The sequence below is a fragment of the Streptomyces sp. ISL-87 genome, from assembly GCF_018614095.1.
Lineage (GTDB): Bacteria > Actinomycetota > Actinomycetes > Streptomycetales > Streptomycetaceae > Streptomyces.
On sequence record NZ_JAGGOY010000108.1, the window covers coordinates 1 to 23,832 of the forward strand.

The 23,832-nt window shown below is 72.4% G+C and carries 18 protein-coding genes; 11 read left to right on the forward strand and 7 right to left on the reverse strand.

The features are described from left to right. Positions 1-52: 52 nt before the first annotated feature. Entirely contained in the window at positions 53-859 is an 807-nt protein-coding gene (locus J7I97_RS32095; protein ID WP_214942221.1) for an SGNH/GDSL hydrolase family protein, read from the reverse strand. A 206-nt stretch (positions 860-1,065) separates the two neighbouring features. Between J7I97_RS32095 and J7I97_RS32100 the strand changes: the two genes are divergently transcribed. Both J7I97_RS32100 and J7I97_RS32105 read left to right on the forward strand, forming a co-directional pair. Beyond that, a complete protein-coding gene (locus tag J7I97_RS32100) occupies positions 1,066-2,163 on the forward strand; it encodes a DUF5925 domain-containing protein (RefSeq protein WP_214942136.1) in 1,098 nt (365 codons plus the stop codon). Positions 2,164-2,362: 199 nt separating this feature from the next. Then, positions 2,363-2,905, forward strand: coding sequence for an FABP family protein (locus J7I97_RS32105; RefSeq protein ID WP_214942138.1), 543 nt, complete (start codon positions 2,363-2,365; stop codon positions 2,903-2,905). A 109-nt stretch (positions 2,906-3,014) separates the two neighbouring features. Here J7I97_RS32105 and J7I97_RS32110 read toward each other — a convergent pair whose 3' ends face one another. Beyond that, positions 3,015-3,401 carry a GntR family transcriptional regulator gene (locus J7I97_RS32110; RefSeq protein WP_214942141.1) on the reverse strand — a complete coding sequence of 129 codons (387 nt, stop codon included), beginning with the start codon at positions 3,399-3,401 and terminating at the stop codon, positions 3,015-3,017. Between the two features lie 161 nt (positions 3,402-3,562). On the opposite strand from J7I97_RS32110, the gene J7I97_RS32115 reads away from it, so the two are divergent. Next, positions 3,563-4,057, forward strand: coding sequence for a DUF402 domain-containing protein (locus tag J7I97_RS32115; RefSeq protein WP_214942144.1), 495 nt, complete (start codon positions 3,563-3,565; stop codon positions 4,055-4,057). 231 nt (positions 4,058-4,288) lie between these two features. After that, on the forward strand, positions 4,289-5,335 hold the full coding sequence (locus J7I97_RS32120; RefSeq protein ID WP_214942146.1) for a lytic polysaccharide monooxygenase: 1,047 nt from the start codon (positions 4,289-4,291) through the stop codon (positions 5,333-5,335). Between the two features lie 47 nt (positions 5,336-5,382). Here J7I97_RS32120 and J7I97_RS32125 read toward each other — a convergent pair whose 3' ends face one another. From J7I97_RS32125 to J7I97_RS32140, 4 genes are all read right to left on the reverse strand, one after another. Beyond that, complete coding sequence (locus tag J7I97_RS32125; protein ID WP_214942148.1) at positions 5,383-6,243, reverse strand: triacylglycerol lipase; 861 nt, start codon at positions 6,241-6,243, stop codon at positions 5,383-5,385. A gap of 450 nt (positions 6,244-6,693) precedes the next feature. Continuing rightward, the gene (locus J7I97_RS32130) at positions 6,694-7,401 is read right to left on the reverse strand and encodes a hypothetical protein (RefSeq protein WP_214942150.1); all 708 of its coding nucleotides are present in this window, start codon (positions 7,399-7,401) and stop codon (positions 6,694-6,696) included. Between the two features lie 27 nt (positions 7,402-7,428). After that, the gene (locus tag J7I97_RS32135; RefSeq protein ID WP_214942152.1) at positions 7,429-8,418 is read right to left on the reverse strand and encodes a hypothetical protein; all 990 of its coding nucleotides are present in this window, start codon (positions 8,416-8,418) and stop codon (positions 7,429-7,431) included. Further along, a complete protein-coding gene (locus J7I97_RS32140; RefSeq protein WP_214942154.1) occupies positions 8,415-12,056 on the reverse strand; it encodes a DNA polymerase III subunit alpha in 3,642 nt (1,213 codons plus the stop codon). The genes J7I97_RS32135 and J7I97_RS32140 overlap by 4 nt, the downstream gene beginning before the upstream one ends. 182 nt (positions 12,057-12,238) lie before the next feature. Here J7I97_RS32140 and J7I97_RS32145 point away from each other — a divergent pair, with 182 nt between their 5' ends. Beyond that, complete coding sequence (locus J7I97_RS32145) at positions 12,239-13,375, forward strand: DUF3533 domain-containing protein (RefSeq protein ID WP_214942156.1); 1,137 nt, start codon at positions 12,239-12,241, stop codon at positions 13,373-13,375. 16 nt (positions 13,376-13,391) lie between these two features. Here the strand turns inward: J7I97_RS32145 and J7I97_RS32150 are convergent, their stop codons facing one another. Next, the gene (locus J7I97_RS32150; RefSeq protein ID WP_214942159.1) at positions 13,392-13,529 is read right to left on the reverse strand and encodes a hypothetical protein; all 138 of its coding nucleotides are present in this window, start codon (positions 13,527-13,529) and stop codon (positions 13,392-13,394) included. Between the two features lie 123 nt (positions 13,530-13,652). Here J7I97_RS32150 and J7I97_RS32155 point away from each other — a divergent pair, with 123 nt between their 5' ends. The 6 genes from J7I97_RS32155 (at position 13,653) to fxsT (ending at position 23,817) form a co-directional block, all read left to right on the forward strand. Beyond that, the gene (locus J7I97_RS32155; protein ID WP_214942162.1) at positions 13,653-14,555 is read left to right on the forward strand and encodes an alpha/beta fold hydrolase; all 903 of its coding nucleotides are present in this window, start codon (positions 13,653-13,655) and stop codon (positions 14,553-14,555) included. Positions 14,556-14,942: 387 nt separating this feature from the next. Continuing rightward, entirely contained in the window at positions 14,943-15,107 is a 165-nt protein-coding gene (gene fxsA, locus J7I97_RS32160; protein WP_308363674.1) for an FxSxx-COOH cyclophane-containing RiPP peptide, read from the forward strand. A gap of 29 nt (positions 15,108-15,136) precedes the next feature. Further along, positions 15,137-17,404 (forward strand): radical SAM/SPASM protein FxsB, inactivated metallohydrolase extension form, encoded by a 2,268-nt coding sequence (gene fxsB / locus J7I97_RS32165; protein ID WP_214942168.1) that lies wholly within the window; start codon positions 15,137-15,139, stop codon positions 17,402-17,404. A gap of 254 nt (positions 17,405-17,658) precedes the next feature. Then, positions 17,659-18,408, forward strand: coding sequence for an AAC(3) family N-acetyltransferase (locus tag J7I97_RS32170; protein ID WP_214942224.1), 750 nt, complete (start codon positions 17,659-17,661; stop codon positions 18,406-18,408). An 80-nt stretch (positions 18,409-18,488) separates the two neighbouring features. Next, on the forward strand, positions 18,489-19,856 hold the full coding sequence (locus J7I97_RS32175; RefSeq protein WP_214942171.1) for a TIR-like protein FxsC: 1,368 nt from the start codon (positions 18,489-18,491) through the stop codon (positions 19,854-19,856). After that, positions 19,840-23,817: an FxSxx-COOH system tetratricopeptide repeat protein gene (gene fxsT / locus J7I97_RS32180; protein ID WP_214942174.1), complete on the forward strand. Its 3,978-nt coding sequence runs from the start codon at positions 19,840-19,842 to the stop codon at positions 23,815-23,817. The genes J7I97_RS32175 and fxsT overlap by 17 nt, the downstream gene beginning before the upstream one ends. Positions 23,818-23,832: the final 15 nt, after the last annotated feature.

Sequence of the window (23,832 nt, forward strand, 5' to 3'; positions counted from 1 at the left end):
ACTAACGCGGAGCAGCACTAGCGCGCCCCGGTGACCTGCGACCTCTTCCGGATCAGGCGGCGCTGGTGAACACCGGCAGGTAGCCACTGGACTGCCCGGTGGCGGTGGGGTGGTACGACTCCCCGATGTTGAGCCAGTTGAGGCTGTGCAGCCAGGCGCTGCCGGAGCAGATCTCGTGGCCGGTGAAGGCGCCGACGGCCGAGGCGAAGGCGAACCCGTGGTCGGCGGCGCGTTTGGCGATGGCGGCGTTGAGGTAGTCGGCGGCGCCGTTGATGGCGGAGCGCTCCCCCTCGGTCAGTCCGGTGACGCAGGTGCCGTTCAGCTTGTAGAAGCGGGGATAGCCGAGTACGACGACACGGGCGTTGGGCGAGCGGCTGTCGATGGCGCTGTAGACCTGGTCGAGTTTGCCGGGGAGGGTGGAGTCGACGTAGGCCTTGGCCTCGTTGACCCGGCTGACGCAGGTGGATTCGGACTGGAGCACACAGGTAGTCATGACGTCGGAGAATCCCGCGTCATTGCCGCCGATGGTGATGCTGACGAGGTCGGTGCCCGAGTTCAGCGGGGCGAGCTGGCTGGCGAGGACATCACCCGTACGGGCACCCGAGCACGCGGTGAAGGAGAAGCTCTGCGGGGAGTGGGCGGCGGCCCAGAGGGCCGGGTAGGCGCGGCTGGTGCGTTTGCAGTCGCCGCTCGCGCTGTCGTAGTTGCCGGCGCCGACGCCGGAGGAATACGAGTCGCCGAGGGCGACGTAACCGAAGTCCGCCTGGGCGGCGGCGGACGCCTGGCCCGCGCCGAACAGCGCGGCGCCCGCGGCGAGTAAGAGGGAGGAGGTCAAGGCTGCGAAGCGCGACATTCTCATGCTCATGTGTGCGGCTCCTTGTGGGGGTTACTCCTGAGTCCGTGGTACAAGCAGCCGAGACATGTTGGAAGTGTTCATGCCAAGATTATTCAGGGCGGAGTTGCGGCCCGAATCTTCACTCGCGATGTGTTTGAAGAGGGAACTTGGGCACCCGATCCGGCGAAACACGGGTGCATGAGGGCACTTCGTGCCGGATCATGGGCGCCATGCCAGCCAACCCGCATGACGCGCTGCCGATCCGTCTCACCATCGACGACAGCGACTCACCGTCGGACGTCGTAGACGCGCTGTTCCTCGGCCGGTTCGCGTCCGGCGAGCAGCCGTACTCGCAGAGCGTCACGATCGAGCGGGTGAAGGCGGATGTGACCCTGCTGCCGCGCGAGGCGACCGTATTGCGCTCGGCGCGCGACAGCGATCGCAGCGCCACGCTCGCCGAGGGCGAGGGCTGGACCATGCTCGTCTCGCGCTGGAGCCGGGGCGCGGACGTCACGGTGACGGCGATCAGCGACGAGCTCGCCTCCACCGTGCTCGGCGAGGCCACGGACGGGGCGCAGGACGAGCCCGAACCGCAGCCGGAGAACGTCACGATGGGCTTCTGGTACGTCTCCCCGCGCCGCGGCCCGTACCGGACGACGCGCCAGATCGCGGCCGGGACCTGGGCGGAGGTGCGGTCCAACTACACCGCTCCGGTGGCCGGGGCGATGGACCGGCTGATGAAGGTGACCCCGGACGACATCGCCGGGCGCCTGCTCCTGCTGCACGGCCCGCCGGGCACGGGCAAGACCTCGGCCCTGCGCACGCTGGCCCGGTCGTGGCGGGACTGGTGCCAGGTGGACTGCGTACTGGACCCGGAGCGGCTGTTCAACGACGTGGGCTACCTGATGGACATCGCGATCGGCGAGGACGAGGGCACCGCGAAGGGGCGCTGGCGGCTGCTGCTGCTGGAGGACTGCGACGAGCTGATCCGCGGCGAGGCCCGCCACACGGCCGGCCAGGCGCTGTCCCGGCTGCTGAACCTGACGGACGGGCTGCTGGGCCAGGGCCGCAACGTCCTGGTCGGGGTCACCACCAACGAGGACCTGGAGCGTCTGCACCCGGCGGTGGTCCGCCCGGGCCGTTGCCTGGCCCGCATCGAGGTCGGCCGGCTGACCCACGGCGAGGCGGTGGACTGGCTGGGCACGGACGAGGGCGTCTCCCGCGAGGGCGCCACCCTGGCCGAACTCTTCGCCCTGCGCCGCGGAACGGGCCCGGCGGCGCTGCTGCCTCCGCAGGGGCAGGGCACGGAGGCGGGCCTGTACTTGTAGGGCGCGGGCCGCAGTCGCAGGCCTGTCACCAGGCCTGTCACCAGGACTGCCGACGAGACTGCAGACGCGACTGCCTGCGGCGCTGTCAGCGGGGCTTTCACCGGCCGGACCCGCGCGCCGACGACAATGGGGCCGTGGAGAAGGCCCCCGTCGACCGTGAACGCTTCCGCGGGGGACACACGAACAGGAGAGGTGCAGCGTGCTCGATCCCGCGCAGGAGAATCCGTACCCCGACAGCCACACCCTCGGCGAGGGCCCCGAGCCGCACCCGCAGCTGCGGCCGGTACTGCACCTGCTGGGGCGCTGGCACGGCCAGGGGAGCGGCGAGTACCCGACCCTGGAGCACGGGTTCCGGTACGAGCAGGAGATCACCTTCAGCCACGACGGCAGGCCGTTCCTGCGCTACGAGTCACGCGCGTGGCTGGTCGACGAGTCCGGGGCGGCCCTGCGCCCCTCGGGGCGGGAGGTCGGGTGGTGGCGGGTCATGCCCGACGCCTCCCTCGAGGTCGTGCTGGCCCACCCGACCGGAATCGTGGAGACCTACGTCGGCCAGGTGTCCGGTACGGAGATCGAGATCGCGACCCAGAACGTGTCGGTGACCCCCCGGGCCAAGGAGGTGACCGCGATGCGGCGCCGGTACACCTTCGAGGAGGGCGAGCTGACGATCGTCCAGGAGATGGAGGCGGTCGGGCAGCCCATGCAGCACCACCTCAAGTCAGTACTCCGACCGCACAAGGCCTGACCGGTCCCGACGGGGCGTGACCGAGCCCGACGCTATGCGCCGTACCGCTGCTTGCCGTACCGCATATGTGCCGTTCCGCGTGTCTGCCGTACCGCTACTTGCCGTACCGCTACTTGCCGTACCGCGCGCGGAGGCCGTCCAGGGCGGCCGCCGTGGCCTCGTCGAAGGTCAGTCCCAGCCGGTGCGCCCTCTCCGCGTAGGCCTGCGCGGCAGCGGCGGCCTCCCGCGCGGCGGAATCGCCGACCGCCGCGACGAACGTGCCGTTGCGCCCCCGCGTCTCGATCACCCCGTCGCCCTCCAGGGCCCGGTACGCCTTCGCGACGGTGTTCGCTGCCAGCCCCAGCTCCTCCGCGAGGCCCCGCACGGTCGGCAGTTTGAACCCGACCGGCAGCCGGCCGGCCCGCGCCCCCTCCGCGATCTGGGCGCGCAGCTGCTCGTACGGGGCGGCCGCACCGGCCGAGCCGTCAATCCGGATCTTCAGATTCGTCGAGGTCACGCGGCCGATTCTCCCCCATCCGCCGTTAATTCGGAGGCGTCCGCACACCACCGCGCCTAGCGTCGACGCCGTGACCCGGCGACGTGTCGGCGTATCTCGACGACAGAGGACTACGAGGACTGGCTCGCCACCATCTGGAACAGCGAAATGGAGACCGCACAGTGAGCAAGACCGACGCCGGACAGGTGAGCGTCGCCCTGACCAAGGCCGGCCGAACCAAGATCCGCTACCCGGCCGTGCTGGTCGCCGACACCGGCGACCGGATCTCCGTACGCGCCCCCTGGGCCGCCGACGGCGTCCGGGACTTCGGGTTCGTGCGCTTCGAGCCGGGCGACGTGTTCACCGAGCACTTCTGGCGCAGCCGCTGGTACGCGGTCAAGGAGGTGCGCACCGGCGAGGGCGTCCTCAAGGGCTGGTACTGCGACGTCACGCGCCCGGCCGTCGTGCGCGACGGAGAGATCCTGGTCGAGGACCTCGACCTCGACCTGTGGGTGTCGGCGGACAGAACCTCCGTACTGCGGCTGGACGAGGACGAGTTCGCCGAGAGCGGCCTCGCCGAGACCGACCCGGAGGCCGCCGCCGAGGCCGTCCGCGCCCTCGACGTCCTGGACCGCCAGGCCAGAACGGCGCCCGGCCTCCCCGCCCTCCTCGCCTGAACCGGCCTCATTCTGAGGGGGCGCTTACCCCTGCCTTAAGCGGACCCTAAGGATCAGCTCGTGGGGCCCCGAGGCGGCGAAAAGCGGGAGGTGGGCGGCTAGCTTGGCGGGGTCAGGGAGGGGCTGTGGTGGCGCCGATGCCCACGGGGGGCGGCGCCGCACAGCCCGGTTTCCGCTGGCCACACCCGACTTGCGCCGCCTGCTGTGCCGTGCCTCGAAGGAGATCCACCCATGCCCGCACCCCGCGCCGTGACCCGTATCGCCGCCGTCGCCCTCGCCCCGCTCGCGGTGGCCGCGTACGCCGCCGCCCCGGCGGCCGCCCACGGCTCGATGACGGACCCGGTCAGCCGGGTGGCGGCCTGCTACGCGGAGGGTCCCGAGGCCCCGAAGTCGGCGGCGTGCAAGACGGCCGTCGCTGCGAGCGGGGCGCAGGCGTTCTACGACTGGAACGCGGTGAACATCGCCAACGCCGCCGGCCAGAGCAAGTCCCTGATTCCGGACGGGCAGTTGTGTTCCGCGGGCAACAGCAAGTACAAGGGCCTCGACCTGGCCCGCGCCGACTGGCCGGCGAGCTCGATGAAGAGCGGCGCGCACACCTTCCGGTACAAGGGGACCGCTCCGCACAGGGGTTCCTTCGAGCTGTACGTGACGAAGGACGGGTACGACCCGTCGAAGCCGCTGAAGTGGTCGGACCTGGAGCCCGCGCCGTTCGCGAAGGCCACCGACCCGGGTATGCAGAACGGGGACTACGTCTTCACCGGCACCGTCCCGAACAAGACCGGCCGCCACCTGATCTACAGCATCTGGCAGCGTTCGGACAGCCCGGAGGCCTTCTACACCTGCTCGGACGTGGTGTTCGGGAAGGACAACGGCGGCAGCGGCAGCGGCACCGGCACCGGCACCGGCACCGGCAACAGCGGTACGGGGACCAAGCCGAGCTCCGCGCCCTCGGCGGCGCAGCCGTCGGCCGGTCCGCAGGCCCCGACGGACCAGCAGATCGCCGCCGGCGCCGGCAAGTCCTCCGTGGAGCACGGCGGACACGGCGACAACGACCCGAAGACGAACGGCAGCGCCGCCGCCACGCCGGTCCAGTCGTCGACGCCGTCCCAGGCCCAGGCCCCGTCCCAGTCCCCCGCGGGCAGCAACCTCGCGGAGACGGGCGGCAGCAGCGCCACCCCGGCGATCGCGATCGCCGGGGCCGGCGCCATGGCCGCCGGTGCGGCCGTGCTGTTCGGCCTGGCCCGCCGCCGGACGACGACGGGCCGCCACGGCCGCTAGCCGGGAAGCGCCATTCGGGAAGAACGGACCGCTCGTGCGTCGCTTCGTCAGTCGAAGACCGACGCGCAGGTGGTCCGTTCGGCGTGCGCCGGGTCGAGGGCGTTGAGCGCCTCGTGCCAGGCGATCCGGTCGGTCAGGCCGATGGCGACGTGCTCGGACAAGTCCAGCAGGCACAGGTCCTGGAGCACGACGTTGCGTACGTTCGGCCCGTCCAGGAACTGGCTCTGGTACGGCGTGACCACCTCGTCGTACTTCGTCGCGATCACCGTGTACTTCACTCCGGGCACGGTGTCGCCGCCCGCGTTCAGCTTGGTGATGAAGGGGGATCCGGCGATCTGGTCGGCCAGCCCCGGGGTCGCGGAGCTGATCAGGTCCTCGGCGCCGGGGAAGAACGGGAGCAGCTGGGTGAGGCCGAGCAGGGTGGTCCCGTGGTTGTCGGGGGCCAGCCCGACCAGCGCGTTGACCTTGTCGGCGCCGCCCAGGAACTTGAGGTAGTAGTGCGGCATCATGCCGCCCTGGGAGTGGCCGATGATGTCGGTCTTGGCCGCCCCGGTGGAGGCCAGCACCTTGTCGACGAAGACGTCGAGCTGGCCGGCCGACTTGCCGATCGGCCCGAGCCCGTTGAACAGGGGAACTCCGGGCAGTTGGCCGTAGTCGAGGGAGTAGACGCAGTACCCGCGGTGGACGAGGTACGGCGCGAGGCCGAGCCAGTTGTCCACGGAGTTCCCGAAGGTGCCGTGGACGAGTACGACGGGGCGCGGGTGCGCCGCGGAGGGTTTGCAGGACCAGTTGTTCCAGCCGCTGCTGGGGGCGGTCGCGGCCTGCGCGGCGCTGGCGGGCGCGACGAGGGCGGCGGCGGCGAGGGTGAGGACGGCCAATGGGCGGATCAGGCGTCTCCAGGGCAGCATCGAGTGATCTCCTTGCTGGTCAAGGGGAAATGCGTGGGGGTCTTCCCGTGATCCGGATCACAAGGGGTGCTGCTGCCGTTAAATTACGGGCGGGTAGCAAGACTTGGAAGTTACGCGTCGGTAAAAAATCGCGTGTTGAGCGCTGCTCCGGTCCCGCCCGAGAACCCCGCCGAGAACAACGGCCGCACGCAGAGGGCTCCCGGCGCCGGAACCGCACTGGCCACCCCGCCCGGCCTGGCGGCCGAGCCGCTGGTGGCCGCCGTCATCGAGGTCGCGGTGCGCACCCTGCGGCCGCACGTGGAGGAGACCGCCGAGACGGGCGTGCCGCGTACGCAGCTTGACGCGCTCGCGGCGTGCGGTGCGTACGGGTTGATCGCATACGAACCGGGGCGGGTGGCGGCTGGCCGGGCGGGTGCCGTGGATGACCGGCTGGGGCCTGGCCGACGTGGTCTACGTGGGCACCGTCACCCCGGACGACGAGGTGCTGTTCGCCCCGGTCGGCTGCGACCCGGCGTACAGGACGGAGCTCTTGCGCTCCTCCCAGTCCGCTGCTCCTTGATGCACGCGGTCGAAGTAGTCCCGCGCCCACTGGCGCATCTCCTCCGTGACCACCGGGCCGTCGCCGTCGACAGGTTCGCCGATGTCGGTGACCAGGACGCGCAGGGGGCGGTCCTGGAGGTCCATGTCGCCGAGGGCGAAGTTCCGCTCGTGCGGGGGAATCCGCAGGTAGGCCTCCCGCAGCGCCTCGCGGGACGGCTCGGCCGGGTCCTGCCGGTAGCGGCGGACGGCCTCCCAGCAGCGGTCGTTCGATGTAGGCCGGCCGTTCAACTTCTCGATCTGGTCGGCGACTTCGAGGAGGAAGCCGTCCGGGGTCAGTGGCCATCCGTTGCGGGAGAGCCATTTCGAGGGCTTGAAGTCCCAGGTCGGCGCCCCCGGTTCGGTCACCGCGACCTCGCCCGAGGCCAGCAGCTTCTCCAGGCCGGCCAGGTCGAGGGGATCCACACTGGGAAACCCGCACTGGATCGCGCCGTCCGCGTAGACGAACAGGTCCTCGAGGCTGTACTCACCGTCGAATGCGCGGCGCCGCCAGATGTGGCACCAGACGCCGTCTATCCGCTCCCCGTCCACCGTTTTGTATGTGGGTCTCCGCCAGCTCATCTGACGCACGCTACCCGACCGGCGCCGCTACGAGGCCCTGCTGAAGGTGGCCGCCGGGCGGACCGTGCCCGGGCCGAAGCGGGCGTTGGCGCGGTCGACGGCCGCCTCCACCGTCAGGCGGGATTCCCGGACCGGGTCCAGCGAGATCTGCCGGGCCACCCGCTCGGCGCCGGTCAGGTCCTCCGCGCGGAGCACCATGCCGGTCAGCCGGGCCCGTTGCAGCCCGGCCGCGTCCATCAGGCGGTACGCCATGGTCCGCAGGTCCTCGTCGTGCGCGGAGGGCTCCGGCAGCCGCCGGGTCTTCTCCCAGCGGGTGCCGCCCGCGAACTGCAGGGTCAGGGACAGGGACCGGGCGGCCTGGCGGCGGCCGCGCAGGGTCGCGCCCAGCCGGACCACTAGGCCGAGCAGCGCGGCCCGGGCGTGCGGGCCGTCCAGCTCCTCCCGGGTGAACCGGATCCGGACGGCGGCCGAGGCGGGCAGGTCCTTCGGGGTGACCTGGCGCGGGTCGGTCCCGCGGGCGCGCTCCGCGACCAGCCGGCCGGCCCGGCGGCCCAGGATCCGCTCGACGACCCCGGGCGGGACCTCGGTGAGCGCGCCGACCGTGTGCAGCCCGTACCGGCGCAGCGCCTCGGCCTGGCGGGGGCCGAGCCCGTACAGCGCCTCCACCGGCAGCGGCCCGAGGAAGCGGGCCACCGCGTCCGCGTCGTCGGGGACGGCCAGGATGCCGCCGGGCCCCGGGATCCGCGCGGAGGCCATCGACGCGACCGCCCAGGTGCCGGCGACGCCGATCCGGAGGTCCGTGCCCAGCCGGGCCACCGCGCGCAGCCGGACCACTTCCGCGATGCGTCCGGCGTCCACGCCGAAGTAGCGCTGGGCACCCCGGACTTGGACCAAAGCCGCGCGCGGCGGGAGGGCCTGGACGAGCGGGGAGAACTCCCGCAGGAGGTCCAGGACCTCGCGGTAGCCCTCCTCGGGCAGGGCCGGGGCGCACCGGATGTGCAGGACGCCGGCGGTCATCCCGCGCTCCCGGGGCTGGAGTGCCACAGCTTCCGGCCGGTCGCGGCACGGTCACCGGCGGGCTGGAGATCGGCCCAGGGGTTCATCTCGTAGCCCGTCGGGAGGTGGATCCGACGGCCGGAGTCCACAGCGGTACCGGAGCCGGAACCGGAACCGGAGCCCGCACCCGCACCCGCACCCGCACCCGCCATGGGCTCCGACAGCCGGGCCGCGACGGCGTCCACGCCGCCCGCCGCCCGCAGTTCCACCAGCTCCGCCAGGTTCCAGGCCGCCGCGCCGACCACGCTCAGGCTCTGCGGGCCACGCCGCTGCACCACTCCCCGCACCAGCAGCAGGAAGGAGTGGAAGACGGTGTGCGCGCACGCCTCGTGGCTGTCGTCGAAGAAGGCCAGGTCGACCAGCCCGGTCCCGTCGTCCAGGGTCGTGAAGATGACCCGCCTCCCGGACCGGATCGGCGGGGTCTGGGTGGCCGCCTTGGCGCCCGCGACCAGCACCGTCTGCCCGTGCTCGGCCTCCCGCAGCCGGCGCGCCGGGATCACGCCCAGCTCGGCCAGGAAGGCGTGGTGGTCGCCCATCAGGTGCCGCGAGGCGTCCATGCCGAGGACGCCCAGCTCGGCGCTGAGCCGCTCGGCGTCGGTCAGGTCGGGCAGCCCGACGGCAGCCGTGGACCGCCCTCCGCCCAGGGGGAGTTGGGAGCCGCCCCGGATCCCGGTGGCCCGCTGGGCCCCGTGCAGCTCGGTCAAGTGAAGCAGCAGGTCCCGCCGGTTGGCCCCGAAGGCGTCCAACGCCCCGACATGCGCGAGCCGTTCGGCCACCGCCCGCCCCGGGTGCGCCCGGTCCCAGAAGTCGCGCAGGGAGGCGTACGGCTGGCCGGCCTCGATCCGGCCCGCCTCCGCCTCGCTGATCCCGTGGACATCGGCCAGGGCGAGCCTCAGCCCCCACACCGGAGGCACATCGGACACCAGTTCGATGTGGTGGGCGACCGCCGATCGGTTCACATCCAGCGGCAGCACCGGCACGCCCCGCCGCCGCGCGTCCGCCAGCAGCAGCCGCTTGGGGTACATCCCCGGGTCGTGGGTGAGCAGCCCGGCGTAGAAGGCCGCCGGGTGGTGCGCCTTGAGCCAGGCCGACTGGTACGTCGGCACGGCGAAGGCCACCGCGTGCGCCTTGCAGAAGCCGTACGAGCCGAAGGCCTCGACGATCTCCCAGGTCCGGCCGATCACCTCCGGCGAATAGCCGCGCGCGCCCGCCATCGCCGCGAACCAGACCTTGATCCGGCCCTGCGACTCCGGGTCGGACAGCCCGCGCCGCACCCGGTCCGCCTCGTCCCGGCCACAGCCGGTCATGACGTGCACGATCTCGATGATCTGCTCGTGGAAGACCACCACCCCGTACGTCTCGCGCAGCGCCTCCGCCAGGTCCGGGTGCGGGAAGCGGACCGGGGCCCGCCCGTGCCGGGCCTCGATGAAGGGCCGCACCATATCGGCGGCCACCGGCCCCGGCCGGAACAGCGAGATGTCGACGACCAGGTCGTGGAAGGTGGCCGGCTGGAGCCGCCCCACCAGGTCGCGCTGGCCGGGGGACTCGATCTGGAAGCAGCCCAGCGTCTCGGCCGAGCGGATCAGCTCGTACGTCGCCTCGTCGCCCGGCGGCACCTGCGCCGGGTCGTCCAGGTCCAGCTCCCGCCCCGTGGTCCGCCGGAGTTCCGCGACAGCGTGCGCCATCGCGGACTGCATCCGTACGCCCAGCACGTCGAGCTTGAGCAGTCCGAGGTCCTCCACGTCGTCCTTGTCGAACTGGGACATCGGGAACCCCTCGCCGCTGGTGGGCACCACGGGGGTGCGGGCGAGCAGCGAGGCGTCGGAGAGCAGCACCCCGCACGGGTGCATGGCGATCCCGCGCGGCAGCGCGTCCAGCGCCTCGACGAGCTCCCACAGCCGTCCGTACGACTCCCCCTGTCCGTCGCCGTGTACGCCGCGCAGTTCGGGCAGTTCCTCCAGCGCGGCGCGGGCGTCGCGGGCCCGGATGTGCGGGAAGGCCTTGGCGAGCCGGTCGACGGTGGCCGGGTCCATGGACAGGGCGGCGCCCACGTCGCGGACGGCGTGCCGGACGCGGTAGGTCTCGGGCATGGAGACGGTGGCGACGCGTTCGGTGCCGAACCGGTCGATGATCCGCCGGTAGACCTCCAGCCGGCGGGCGGACTCCACGTCGATGTCGATGTCGGGCAGCACATGGCGGCGCTTGGACAGGAAGCGCTCCATCAGCAGGCCGTGCGCGACGGGGTCGGCGTGCGCGATGCCGAGGAGGTGGTTGACGAGCGAGCCGGCGCCGGAGCCGCGGGCGGTCACCCGGATGCCCATCTCCCGTACGTCGTCCACCACTTGAGCGACCGTCAGGAAATACGAGGCGAAGCCGTGGTAGGCGATGATGTCGAGCTCCTGGTGCATCCGCTCCCAGTACGCGCGGTCGTCGGCGTAGCCGCGCAGCACCATGCCCGCGGAGGCACGGGAGGCCAGGACCCGCTGGGCGGTGCGGTGGGCGGCGCCGACGAGGTGGGCCTCGGGGAAGTGCACGGAGCCGATGCCGAGGTCGTCCTCGGGGTCCACCGCGCAGGCTTCCGCCGTACGCCGGGTCTCCGCGAGCAGCCGGCGGGCGTCGGCGGGGCGCAGGCCGGCCGCCTGGGCGATCCGGTCGGCGGCCTCGGCCATGGCGGCCGGGCCCTTGAGCCAGCGCTCCCCGCTGTCCAGCGGCCGTCCGGAGTTGCGGGGGTCGATGGGGACCAGCCGGCGGGCCGCGTCGAGGACGTCGGCGACCGGGCCCTGGCCGGGGTCGGCGTACCGGACGGCGTTGGTGAGCACGGCCCGGACGCCCTGTTCGGCGGCGAAGCCGACGGTGCGGGCGGCCAGGCGCAGCGAGCCGGGCCCGGTGCCGGTGCGGCCGTGGTGGACGGCCTCCAGGCGCAGGGCGTCGCCGTAGATCTCCCGCCAGGGCGCGAGCAGCCGCGCCGCCCGGTCGGGGCGTCCCGCGGCGAGGGCCCGCCCCACCTCGGACCCGGGCCCGAGCAGCACGAACACGCCGTCGCCGCGCAGGGCGTTCCAGGGCAGCAGCGGCTGCCCGCCCTGCCGTGCGCCGGGGCCCCCCGAGGGAGCCGCGGTCCCGCCGGCCCACGCGGAAACCCCGTCGGCGGGGCCCGCGTGGGCGGCGGTGACCATCCGGCACAGCTCGGCCCAGCCGGCGGCGCCGTCCCGGGCCAGGAAGACGGCCCGCGGGGCCGACTCGTCGATGAAGGCCCCGCCCTTGACGGGGGTCCGCCGCCGGGAGGAGGCCTCCGCACCGCCGGGCCCGGCCGCCTGGGTTCCCGTACGGATGCCCGCGCCGTTTCCCGTACGCGACCCGGCCGGGCCCTCCGCGGGCGGACCGGCGGGCGACACGCCCAGGTCGACCCCGAACAGTGGCCGGATGCCCGCCGCCCCGCACGCCTTCGCGAACCGCACCGCGCCCGCGAGGGTGTCGCGGTCGGTCAGGGCGAGGGCGTCCATGCCCCGCTCGGCGGCGCGCTCCGCCAGCCGTTCCGGGTGCGAGCCTCCGTAGCGCATGGAGAACCCCGAAACGGTGTGCAGATGCGTAAAACCAGGCATCCGCGGCCTCCTGCTTCGCTCGATGCTCCCCAGACTTCTTCAACCTCCCCCTGCTCTCCACCATAGAGCAATTCGAATACCCGTGCGAAACACTTGTTCGATCATCCATCTCGTCGCCGGCCCGTCATCCATTCGGCCCGCCCCTGCTGCGCCCCACCCCCGATACGCCGAGCGTGTGAGGCATGACCCAGCGAGACGTGACCCAGCCCGCCAACGCAGCCGCCTCCGGTCCGTCCGCCGGTTTCCTCGCCGAGGTCAAGGACGCCGTGTCCATCCGGGCTGCCCTCCTGGTCCTGGGCGTACTGGCACTGCAGCTCGCCTTCATCACCTCGTACATCGGGGCCTTCCACCACCCCAAGCCGAGCGAGATCCCGCTCGCCGTGACCGCCCCGGCCGCGCCGATCGCCGAGCAGTCCGCGAAGCAGCTCGGCGCCCTGCCCGGCAAGCCGCTCGACCCCCACGCGGTCAAGGACGAAGCGGCGGCGCTCGCACAGGTCAGGAACCGGGACGTGGACGGCGCGCTGATCATCCGGCCGGCCGGCAAGACCGACCGGCTGCTGGTCGCCGGCGGCGCCGGGGCCTCGCTCTCGCAGGCCGTCGCCGAGATCGTCACGCGGGCCGAACAGGCCCAGGGCCGCACCGTCCAGATCACCGACGTGGCCCCGGCCGCCGCGGGCGACGCGCGCGGCCTGAGCTCCTTCTACCTGGTCGTCGGCTGGTGCGTGGGCGGCTACCTGTGCGCCGCGATCCTCGCGATCAGCGCCGGCGCCCGGCCCGCGAACGCCCACCGCGCCGTCATCCGGCTCGGCGCGCTGCTCGCCTACGCGATCGTCGCCGGGCTGCTCGGCACGGTCATCGCGGGCCCGATCCTGGGCGCACTGCCCGGCAGCGTCATGGGTCTGTGGGGCCTGGGCACCCTGGTCGTCTTCGCCGTCGGCGCGATCACCCTGGCCTTCCAGGGCCTGGCGGGCGTGGTCGGCATCGGCCTGGCGATCCTGCTGGTGGTCGTCCTCGGCAACCCGAGCGCCGGCGGCGCCTACCCGTACCCGCTGCTGCCGCCGTTCTGGCGGGCCATCGGGCCGGCCCTGCCACCGGGTGCGGGGACGTATGCCGCGCGCTCGATCACGTACTTCAGCGGCAACGACGCGGCCGGGGCCATGCTGGTGCTGTCCGGCTGGGCGGTCCTCGGCTCGGCCGTCACCGTGGCCTGCGCGGTCTTCCGCCGGGGCCGCCAGGGTGCCGCGGTGGGCACCGGGCTCCCCGACGGCCCCGGTGACCCCGGTGACGCGGTGGCCGCGGAGGGAACGGCCGGGCGGTGAACACCCGGCCGCGGCGCTAGGCGCCCTGGCCGCGCGGGTCCAGGAACCGGTCGGCGCCCCGCAGGGCGTGCCGGCCGACCGCCTTGCCGAGGGTGACGCCCGCCTCGCCGGCGGAGCGGGTGTGGATGCCCGAGTAGACGCATGCGCCGCACATCGAGGCCCCGCCCCGGGGCGGACAACGGGCGGGAGAATTTCCCGAGGAGTGCGCCCTACCGCACTCCTCCCCCAGCGCGCACAATCACCGTGAGACTCGCGTCGAGGGTGAGGGAGGGAGCGCGTGCGCAATCAGGTGCGCGCCGCGGACGGACGCGCTCTGACGGTGGAGCGCTGGGGCGACCCGGACGGAAGACCTGTCTTTCTGCTCCACGGCACCCCCGGCAGCCGGCTGGGACCCGCCCCCCGGGGCATGGTCCTCTATCAGCGCCGGATGCAGCTCATCGCCTACGACCGGCCCGGCTACGGCGGCTCCGACCGCCACCCCGGCCGCACCGTCGCCGACGTGGCCCAGGACGTGGCCTCGATCGCCGACGCCATGGGGCTGGACACCTTCGCCGTGGCGGGCCGCTCCGGCGGCGCCCCCGGCGCCCTGGCCTGCGCCGCCCTGCTCCCGGACCGGGTCACCCGCACCGCGGCCCTGGTCCCCCTCGCCCCCCGCGACGCGGAGGACCTGGACTGGTTCGCCGGGATGGCCGATTCGAACGTGCAGGAGTACACCACCGCCTCCACCGACCCCGAGGAGCTGGCCGCCCGGCTGATCCCGCGCGCCGCCGGGATCGCCAAGGACCCCGGCCGGCTGCTGGACGAACTGCGCCGCGAGCTCACCGAAAGCGACCGCATGATCGTCGCGGACGCGGGTCTTCGGGCGATGCTGCTGCGCAACTACCGCGAGGGGGTCCGCACTTCCGCGTACGGCTGGATCGACGACGCCCTCGCCTTCAGCAGCCCCTGGGGCTTCGACCCGGCCGACATCCGCTGCCCGGTGCTGATCTGGCACGGGGAGCTGGACGTGTTCTCCCCCGTGGGCCACTCCCGTTGGCTGGCCCGCCGGATCCCGGGGGCCACCACCACCATCGACCCGGCCGCCGCGCACTTCGCGGCGCTGCGTGCGCTGCCCGACGTACTGACCTGGCTGCTGCGGGAGCTGCCGGCGCCGCCCCTGGGCGAACAGCAGCCCGCCTGATCCAACGAGTCGATCAAACCTCGCAGTTGGTCCGAAGACCGGGCGTGAAGCACCGGGTTGCCCACACTCCGAACGAGAGATCGCTGTTCGAATGCCGGAGTCGGCAGGACACCAATCACAAGATCGCGAAACACATCGTGGCCGAGGCTGAACGCACCCTGTGCCTGGCTCAAGGCACCCCACGGAAAAAGAAATGGATCTTGCCGTCCGGCAAACGGACGAATACCGGACCCCGGGAAATACACCGCGGCTGCCATGGAACGCTTGACCAGGCGTCATGCCTCAGTTGCCATTGGGGTGTGGACGAGTAAAGTCCACGCTTGACACCAGCATGTCGCTGTTGTCATTCACATGCCCATTCCACATGGCTTCCCCAAGGACGGTGTCGTGAACACTTCCGCAACCCCCTCGACCAGCACGGTCAAGGCCCGCCGGGTCCCGCTCGCCCAGATCGACGTCCGCAGCGCCTCGGCGGCCGCCAAGCTCGGCCGCGTGCTGCCGACGGAATCCGGTCGCTCGGTTCAGGCACCGATCTTCAACTCTGCGCTCTGACACCGAAGTACGCGCTCTAGACTGGTGGAATGACCGGCCTGATCGCATTTCGCGAGATCGTCCTGAAAGTTCACAGCAGATGCGATCTCGCTTGTGATCATTGCTATGTCTACGAACACGCAGATCAGAGCTGGCGGGGCCGGCCGAAAGTGATCTCCCCCGAGGCCATCACTCACACCGCGGCACGACTCGCCGAGCATGCCCGTGACCATGCGCTCCCCTCCGTCACGGTGATTCTCCACGGAGGGGAACCCCTGTTGGCGGGCACCGCCCGCCTCCGGCTCGTGTGCGAGGAGTTCACCCGGGCACTCGCCGGAATCGCGGATCTCGACCTGCGCATCCACACCAACGGGCTCCAGCTCAGCACCCGCCACCTCGACCTCTTCGCCGAGTACGGCGTCCGGGTCGGCATCTCCCTCGACGGGGACCGCGCGGCCAACGACCGGCACCGCCGCTTCGCGGACGGGCGCACCAGCCACCCCCTGGTCCTGGCCGCCGTCGCACTGCTCCGGTCGGAGCCCTACCGCCACCTCTACCAGGGCCTGCTCTGCACGGTGGACGTCGCCAACGACCCCGTCGCCGTGCTGGACGCCCTCGTGGAGCTCGAACCCCCCCGCGTGGACTTCCTCCTCCCGCACGCCACCTGGGAGGCCCCGCCGCCCCGCCCCGACGGCGTGCCCGACGCGTACGCGCGCTGGCTGCTGCGGGTCTTCGACCACTGGGAGCACCTCGGGCGACCGGTGCCCGTACGGCTCTTCGAGTCCCTGCTCTCCACCCTGGGCGGCGGGCCCAGCCTGACCGAGTCCCTGGGCCTCGCCCCCACCGACCTCGTCGTCGTCGAGACCGACGGGGCGCTGGAGCAGGTGGACTCCCTCAAGAGCGCCTTCGAGGGGGCGGCGGCCACCGGCTTCAATGTCTTCGACCACGCGTTCGACCAGGTCGCGGCCCATCCGGGGGTACGGGCCAGGCAGTTGGGCCTGGCCGGCGTCAGCGACTCGTGCCGCCGGTGCCCCGTCGTACGTTCGTGCGGAGGCGGCCTCTACACCCACCGCTACAAGGCCGACGACGACACCGGCGGGGGCTTCGACAACCCCTCCGTGTACTGCGCCGACCTGCGGGAGCTGGTGGAAGGGGTCGAGGGCCGGACCGCGGACCGCGCGACCGCCCCGGAGCTGGCCGATCCGGCCGGACTCGCCCGGGCCCAGGAGGACCTGACCCGGGTCCTGCTGGCCCGGCTGCACGAGGACCTGGCCGGCGACGCCGACTGGGCCAGGGCCTGGGAGCTGCTGGCCGCCGTGGAGCAGGCCGGGGAGGCGGGCGCGGACGCGCTGGACGCCGTACTGGACCACCCGTTCACCCGGACGTGGGTGTGGGCGGCCCTGGACGCGTCCCGGGAGCGGCGCGCGGACCCCGCCCCGGAGGCGGCGTGCAGGCTGGCCGCGCTGACCGCGGCCGCCGTGCTGCGGGGCGGACTTGACCTGCCGGCCGAGGTGGCCTACCGGGACGGCGAGGTGTACCTGCCGACGCTGGGGCTGCTGCGGCTCGGTGAGCCCGGCACGGACGGGCGGGCCGTGCTGCACGCCACCGAGGACGGGTACGCCGTACGGGACGGCCGCACCGAGCACCGCTTCGGGCCGGCGGCGGGGGACTCGCGCTGGCAGCCCGTACGGACCTGGTCGCCCGGGCCGGACGCCGCCCCGGTGGCGCTGGAGGACCTCGACCCGTACCGCAACTGCTTCCCCCGGCCGCCCCGGCTGCGGCTCGGGGCCGGGGAGACCGAGGAGTGGCGGGGCAGGCTGGACGAGGCCTGGACGCTGCTGCACACCGCGGTGCCGGAATTCGCCCGGGCGGCCGCCGCCGGGCTGACCACGCTGACCCCGCTCGCGGGCGGTCCGCTGGCCGGCGGCTGGGGTGAGGCGGGCCGGCACGGGCCGGGGGCGCTCGGGGTGCCGTACGACGCCGGGGTACGGGAGACCGCGCTGGCGCTGCTGACCGGGCGGCGGCGGGCCCGGCTGCGGGCGCTGACCGAGGTGGCCGACCTGTACGCGCTGGACGGGCAGTGGCAGCACCCCTCCCCGTGGCGGGAGCGCCCGGTTCCGGTGTCCCGGCTGCTGGCCGACGTCCACGAGCGGGTGGCGGTGGAGGCGTACCGGCGGGCCACGGCGGTCCCCGAGCCGGGCGGCGCGGACCGGATCCACCGGGCCCTGGACCGGCTGTCCGGGGCGGCCGAACTGACCACCACCGGCAAGCGGCTGGTGGAGCAGCTCCGCTGGGAGCTGAAGGGGGCCGGCGCATGACCCTGCCCTCCGACCCAGCCCCAGCCGGCCCACCCGGCCCACCTGGCCCAGCCGACCCACCCCGCCCGCCCGGCCCAGCCGGCCCAGCCGGTCCAACTCCGGCCGACCCGGCCGACCCCACCCACCCGGCCGACCCGACCCACCCGGCCGGCCCAACCTCAACCGGGCCGACCGCCCCGGCCCCGGCCCCCCCGGCCCGCACCGGTGCCCTCTCCTTAGCCGTCCAACTGCGGCTCCTCGGCGTGCGCCCCCGGATGCGGCTCATGGTGCACGCCTCGCTCCACGGCACCGGCCTGCGCGCCACGACCCTGCGGGACGCCCTGACCGGTGTCCTCGGCCCGCACGGCACCCTGGTGGTCCCGGCGTTCACGGCCGAGAACTCCACCACCTCCAACGCCCACCTGGCCACGATCGCCGGTCTGGCCGAGCCCGAGGTACGGGCCTTCCGCGACCGGATGCCGGCCTTCGACCAGGCGCTCACCCCGAGCCAGGGCATGGGGGTCCTCGCCGAGGCCGTCCGTACCGCCCCCGGCGCCGTGCGCAGCGCGCACCCCCAGACCTCCTTCGCGGCCCTCGGCAAGGACGCGGAGCGGCTGTGCGCGGATCACCGCATCGAAAGCCATATGGGCGAAGAGTCGCCCTTGGGAAAGATGTGCTGGGAGGGGGGCCAGGTGCTCATGATCAATGTGGGTTTTTCGGTCTGTACCGCTTTCCATCTCGCGGAGTATCGAATTCCGAAGCCCCCCTTGCGCAAGTACGAGTGTGTGGTGAAGGTGAACCTTCCGGGGCGGCAGCAAGGACGTCAGCATCGGCGTCAGCAGGGGGGAGAGTGGACCTCGTTCGAGGACGTCGCGCTCGATGACAGCGATTTCGCCGAGATCGGGAAGTCGTTCCCGGATTCCCAGATGCGCAGGGGGCGGGTGGGAGGCGCCTCGGCCATGCTCTTCTCGCTCCCGGATGCCGTCGACCACGCGCTGGAGTGGATGACCGAAAACAGACGCTGATTGACTGAACGATGAGGGGATGTGGCGAAGCAGCTCCGGAATGATGTTTCTTCGCTCGACATCTTCGGGACGGGGGTCGTGTGCCCGCATCAGTGCAGCCGTATTTTTTTCTCAGTTATGCGCATACACCGAGATTCGGGGCCGGGGGGCCCGACCCTGACATGTGGGTCGAGCGCCTCTTCCGCGATCTCTGCAGTCATGTCATGGCGCTGACCGATCTGCCCGCCGGCTCCGACGCCGGCTTCATGGACCGGGAGATACGCAGCGGCGAGGGCTGGTCGGAACGGCTCGGGGCGGCGCTCGCCACCTGCCGGGTCTTCGTACCCCTGTTCTCGCCGCGGTACTTCGCCAGTGAGATGTGCGGGAAGGAGTGGTTCGCGTTCGCGCAGCGCGCCATCCAGCACGGCGCGGTCAGCAACCAGCCGGCCGAAGCCATCGTGCCCGCGCTGTGGGTGCCCGTGCCGCCCTCCCAACTGCCCGGCCCCGCCGAGCGGTTGCAGTTCAACCACAACACCTTCGGTGAGCGCTACGTCACCGACGGGCTCTACGGCCTGATCAAACTGCGCGGCTACGCCGAACAGTACGAGCGGGCCGTGTACGAACTGGCCAAGCGGATCGTCCGGGTGGCCGAGACCGTCCGCCTCGAGGCCGTCCGCCCGGTGGACTACCGGGTGGTGCCCAGCGCCTTCGGCAGACCGAGCAGTGCTGCCCGCACCCTGCACGTCACCGTGGCGGCCGCGTCCCGGCACGACCTGCCGGACGGCCGCAGCCCCGAGTACTACGGGGACAGCGCCCTGGACTGGAATCCGTACCATCCGGCCTCCCAGCGGCCCATCGCGTACGTCGCCGAGGACCTGGTACGCAACCTCAACTACCAGACCACCATGAGCTCCTTCGACGACGAGGCCGGGCACTTCGACAGCAAGCAGCCGCCGACCCGGCCGGAGATCCTGATCGTCGACCGGTGGGCGGTTGAGGACGAGCAGCGGCGCCAGCGGCTGGCCTCCTTCGACCAGGAGTCCCGGCCGTGGATCAACGTGGTGGTGCCCTGGAACCGCTACGACCACCAGAGCCGCGCCAAGGAGAACGAGCTGGCGAACCGGCTGGAGGACACGATGCCCGTCAAGATGGGCCAGGGCCGGGCCGCCTGCCGGGCCGCCGCCAACGGCGTGGCCAACATGGAGACGCTCGGGCAGATCCTGCCGCAGGTGGTCGAGGCCGCCGCCCAGCAGTTCCTCAGACACGCACAGGTCTATCCACCGGCCGGCGGCACCCCCACCGAACGTCCGCGGCTGCTCGGCCCGATGGGGATGAGCGGACCGCCCGCACCACCACCGCGCGCCCCCTTCCCGCCCGACGTCGGCCAAGCCGGCAACGAACGCCAGGGCCGCCACGCGACAGACGACACCGACAACGACCGGGGGGACACGGATGACAGTGAGTCGTGACAGCCGTGAAGGACGCATCGTCACCTTCTACTCGTACAAGGGCGGTACGGGGCGCACCATGGCGCTGGCCAACACCGCCTGGATCCTCGCCGCCAACGGCAAGCGGGTCCTCGCCGTGGACTGGGACCTGGAGGCGCCGGGCCTGCACCGGTTCTTCCACCCCTTCCTGGACCCCTCCACGCTCGGGGCCACCACCGGGGTCATCGACCTGATCAGCGAGTACGCGTGGGCGGCGACCAGCCCGGTGCAGCGGGCCGACGACTGGCACAAGGACTACGCGCGGATCCAGCCGCACGCCGTGTCCCTCACCCCCGAGACCCTGGGCTGGGAGTTCCCGGACGGCGGCACCCTCGACTTCGTCTCGGCGGGCCGGCAGAACCGCGAGTACTCGGCGACCGTCTCCACCTTCGACTGGGACAACTTCTACGACCGGCTGGGCGGCGGCCTGTTCTTCGACGCCTTACGCGCGGACATGAAGCAGAACTACGACTACGTCCTGATCGACAGCCGCACGGGCCTGTCCGACATCGCGGACATCTGCACCGTGCACCTCCCGGACGTCCTGGTCGACTGCTTCACCCTCTCCGACCAGTCCATCGACGGCGCCGCGTCCGTCGCCCGGCAGATCGACGAGCGCTTCAACGACCGCGGCATCAAGATCTACCCGGTTCCCATGCGCATCGACGAGGGCGAGAAGGAGAAGGCCGACGCGGGCCGGGCGCTGGCCCGGATCAAGTTCGACCGCTTCCCCAACGGCCTGGTCGGCGACGAGCTCACCTCGTACTGGGGCGCGGTGGAGATCCCGTACCGGCCCTACTACGCCTACGAGGAGACGCTGGCGACCTTCGGCGACGAGGCCGGGCTCACCAACTCCCTGCTCTCCGCCTTCGAACGGCTCACCACCGTGGTCACCGAGGGTGAGATCACCTCCATGCCGGCCATCGGCGACGAGGTCCGGCTGCGCATCCGGGACGCCTTCACCCGGCGCCGCCCGGCGCTGCCCGCCGACCTGTTCCTGTCCTACGTCGCCGAGAACCGGATGTGGGCCGACTGGATCGAGTCGGTGCTCACCCGGGCCGGTTTCCGGGTGGTCCCGAAGGACGTCTCCGCCGAGCGGGCACCGGGCACGTCCGCCGGGGACACCCTGGGCGGCGCGGGCATCAGCGTCGACACCGCCGCCCGGACCGTGGTGCTGCTCTCCAGCGCCTACCTCAAGTCCGCCCGGGCCGTGGACGTCTGGGAGCGGGCGGCCGCCGAGGACCCGACCGGGGGCCGGCGCCAGCTGGTGCCGCTGAGAGTGGGCGACGTACGCCTGTCCACGCCGTACATCGACCGGAACCCGGTGGACCTGTTCCGGCTCGACGAGGTGCACGCCACCACCGCGCTGCTGCGTGCGGTGGAGCGGCCGATGGCGCTGCCGGACAGCGTGGCCAGCGCCTCGGCGCCGGGCCCCCGGTTCCCCGGGACCGTCCCGAAGATCTGGAACGCGCCGCCCCGCAATCCCGGTTTCACCGGCCGCTCCATCGTGCTGGAGCGGATGCGCGACCAGCTCGGCGGCGGGATGGCCGTGGTGCTGCCGCAGCCGCAGACCCTGTACGGGCTCGGCGGCGTCGGCAAGACCCAGGTGGCGCTGGAGTACGTCCACCGGTTCATGGCCGACTACGACCTGGTCTGGTGGATCTCCTCGGAGCAGACCGACGACGTGGTGGCGGCCCTCGCGGAGCTGGCCGTACGGCTCGGCGCGCAGACCGGCGAGGACATGGCGTCGGCGTCCCAGGAGGCGATCGACCTGCTCCGGCGCGGGGTCCCGTCCTCGCGGTGGCTGCTGGTGTTCGACAACGCCGATGATCCCGAGACGCTCAAGCGGTTCTTCCCGCCGGGCGGCCCGGGGCATGTCCTGGTGACCTCTCGCAACCAGTCCTGGTCGCAGTACGGGGACGCGCTCCCGGTGGACGTGTTCCTGCGCGAGGAGTCCATCGAGCACCTCCAGCGCCGGGCCCCCGGACTGACCAAGGACGACGCCGAGCAGGTGGCGATAGCGGTGGGCGACCTGCCCCTCGCCGTCGAGCAGGCGGGCGCCTGGATCGCGGAGACCGCGACCCCGGTGTCCGCGTACCTGGAGCAGCTGGCGCAGCAGGCCGCCCGGGTGCTGGGCCTGAACCAGCCGCCCGGGTACCCGGAGCCGGTGGCCGCCACCTGGAACGTGTCCATCGAGCGGCTCCAGTCCCGCTCCCCGGCCGCCGTACGGCTGTTGCAGCTGTGTGCCTTCTTCGCGCCGGAGCCGATCTCGGCGAACCTGCTCTACAGCAAGGAGATGATCGACGCGCTCAAGCCGTACGACTCCTCGCTCCAGGAGAAGCTGGTGCTGGGCCGGGTGATCCGGGAGATCGGCCGGTTCGCCATGGCCAAGGTCGACCAGGTCAGCAACAGCATCCAGGTGCACCGCCTCGTCCAGGCGGTGATCCGGGCGCAGCTGTCCGAGGAGGAGCAGCGCGAGGCCCGGCACGCGGTGCACCGGATCCTGGCCGGTGCCCGGCCGGATGACGACGAGCCGATAGACAACCCGGAGACGTGGCCTCGGTTCAACACGATCTGGCCGCACCTGACCCCGTCTGAGGCCCGGTTCTGCAAGGAGCCGGAGACCCGCAGGCTGATGATCGACCGGGTCCGCTACCTGTGGAAGCGCGGTGACTTCAAGGCCGCTTACGCGCTGGGCGAGGAGCTGCGCGAGACCTGGAAGGAGACGCTCGGCAACGACGACCTCCAGTACCTGTACCTGCGCTTCCACCTGTCCAACATCCTGCGTTCGCAGGGCCGGTTCGTGGAGGCGAAGGAGCTGGACGAGGTCACCCTCGAACGGCAGCGCAGCGCGCTGGGCCCCTCGCACCCGCACACGTACATGACCACCAGCGGCCTGGCGATGGACCTGGGCGCGCTGGGCCGGTACGGCGAGGCGATGGAGCTGGCCACGGCCGCGCACGAGGGCTTCGGGCAGATCTTCCACGAGGCGCACCCGCGCACCCTGGCCGCCGCGAACAACCTGGCGCTGAACCTGCGCATGGTGGGCCAGTACGCGCGGGCCAGGGAGATCGACCAGGAGGTCTTCGACCGGCGCACCGAGGTACTGGGCACGGACCACCCGTACACCCTGTCCTCGGCGCAGAACCTGGCTCGTGACCTGCGCGAGGTGGGCCGGTACGACGACTCGGTGCAGCTGCTGAGCCGGACGTACGAGATCTACAAGCGGCAGCTCGGCCGGGCCTTCCCGGGCACGCTGTCGGCGGCGAAGAACCTGGCGGTGTCGCTGCGGCGGGCGGGCGAACTGGAGGACGCGCTGCGGCTGACGACGGCGACCCGGAACCGCTACCGGGCCAAGTACACCTCGGTCAACCCGGACCTGCTGGCCTGCGAACTGAACCTGGCCGCGGACATGTTCGCGACCGGGGACCCGGGCGGGGCCCGGGACCTGGCGCAGGAGGTGGTGGACGAGTACATGAAGGTGCCGGGCGAGCGCCACCCGTACACCCTGGCCGCGGTCAACAACCTGGCGGTCTTCCACTGGGGCACGGGAGCGGCGGAGACGGCGGACACGATGCTGCGGCAGACGATCCGCTACATGCGCGAGGTGCTGGGCGACAATCACCCGCACACCATTTTCGCCCACCTCAACCTGGCCAACGCCCGGGCCGATCTGGGCGATCCGGAAGGCGCCCTGGAACTGGAGCGGACGGCGGTGCTGCGGCTGCGCGAGGCGCTCGGGGCGCACCACCCGGAGACCCTGGCGAGCGCCTCCAACATGGCGGTGAGCCTGGATTCGATGGGCCGCAAGGAGGAGGCGGCCCGGGTACGGGCGGATGCGATCGTCGAGCTGACACGGCTGCTCGGCGAGGAGCACGGTCTGACCCGCTACGCCCGCGACGAGCGGCGCGTGCACCGCGACCTGGAGCCGCTGGCGGTGTGATCCGAACGGCGGCGG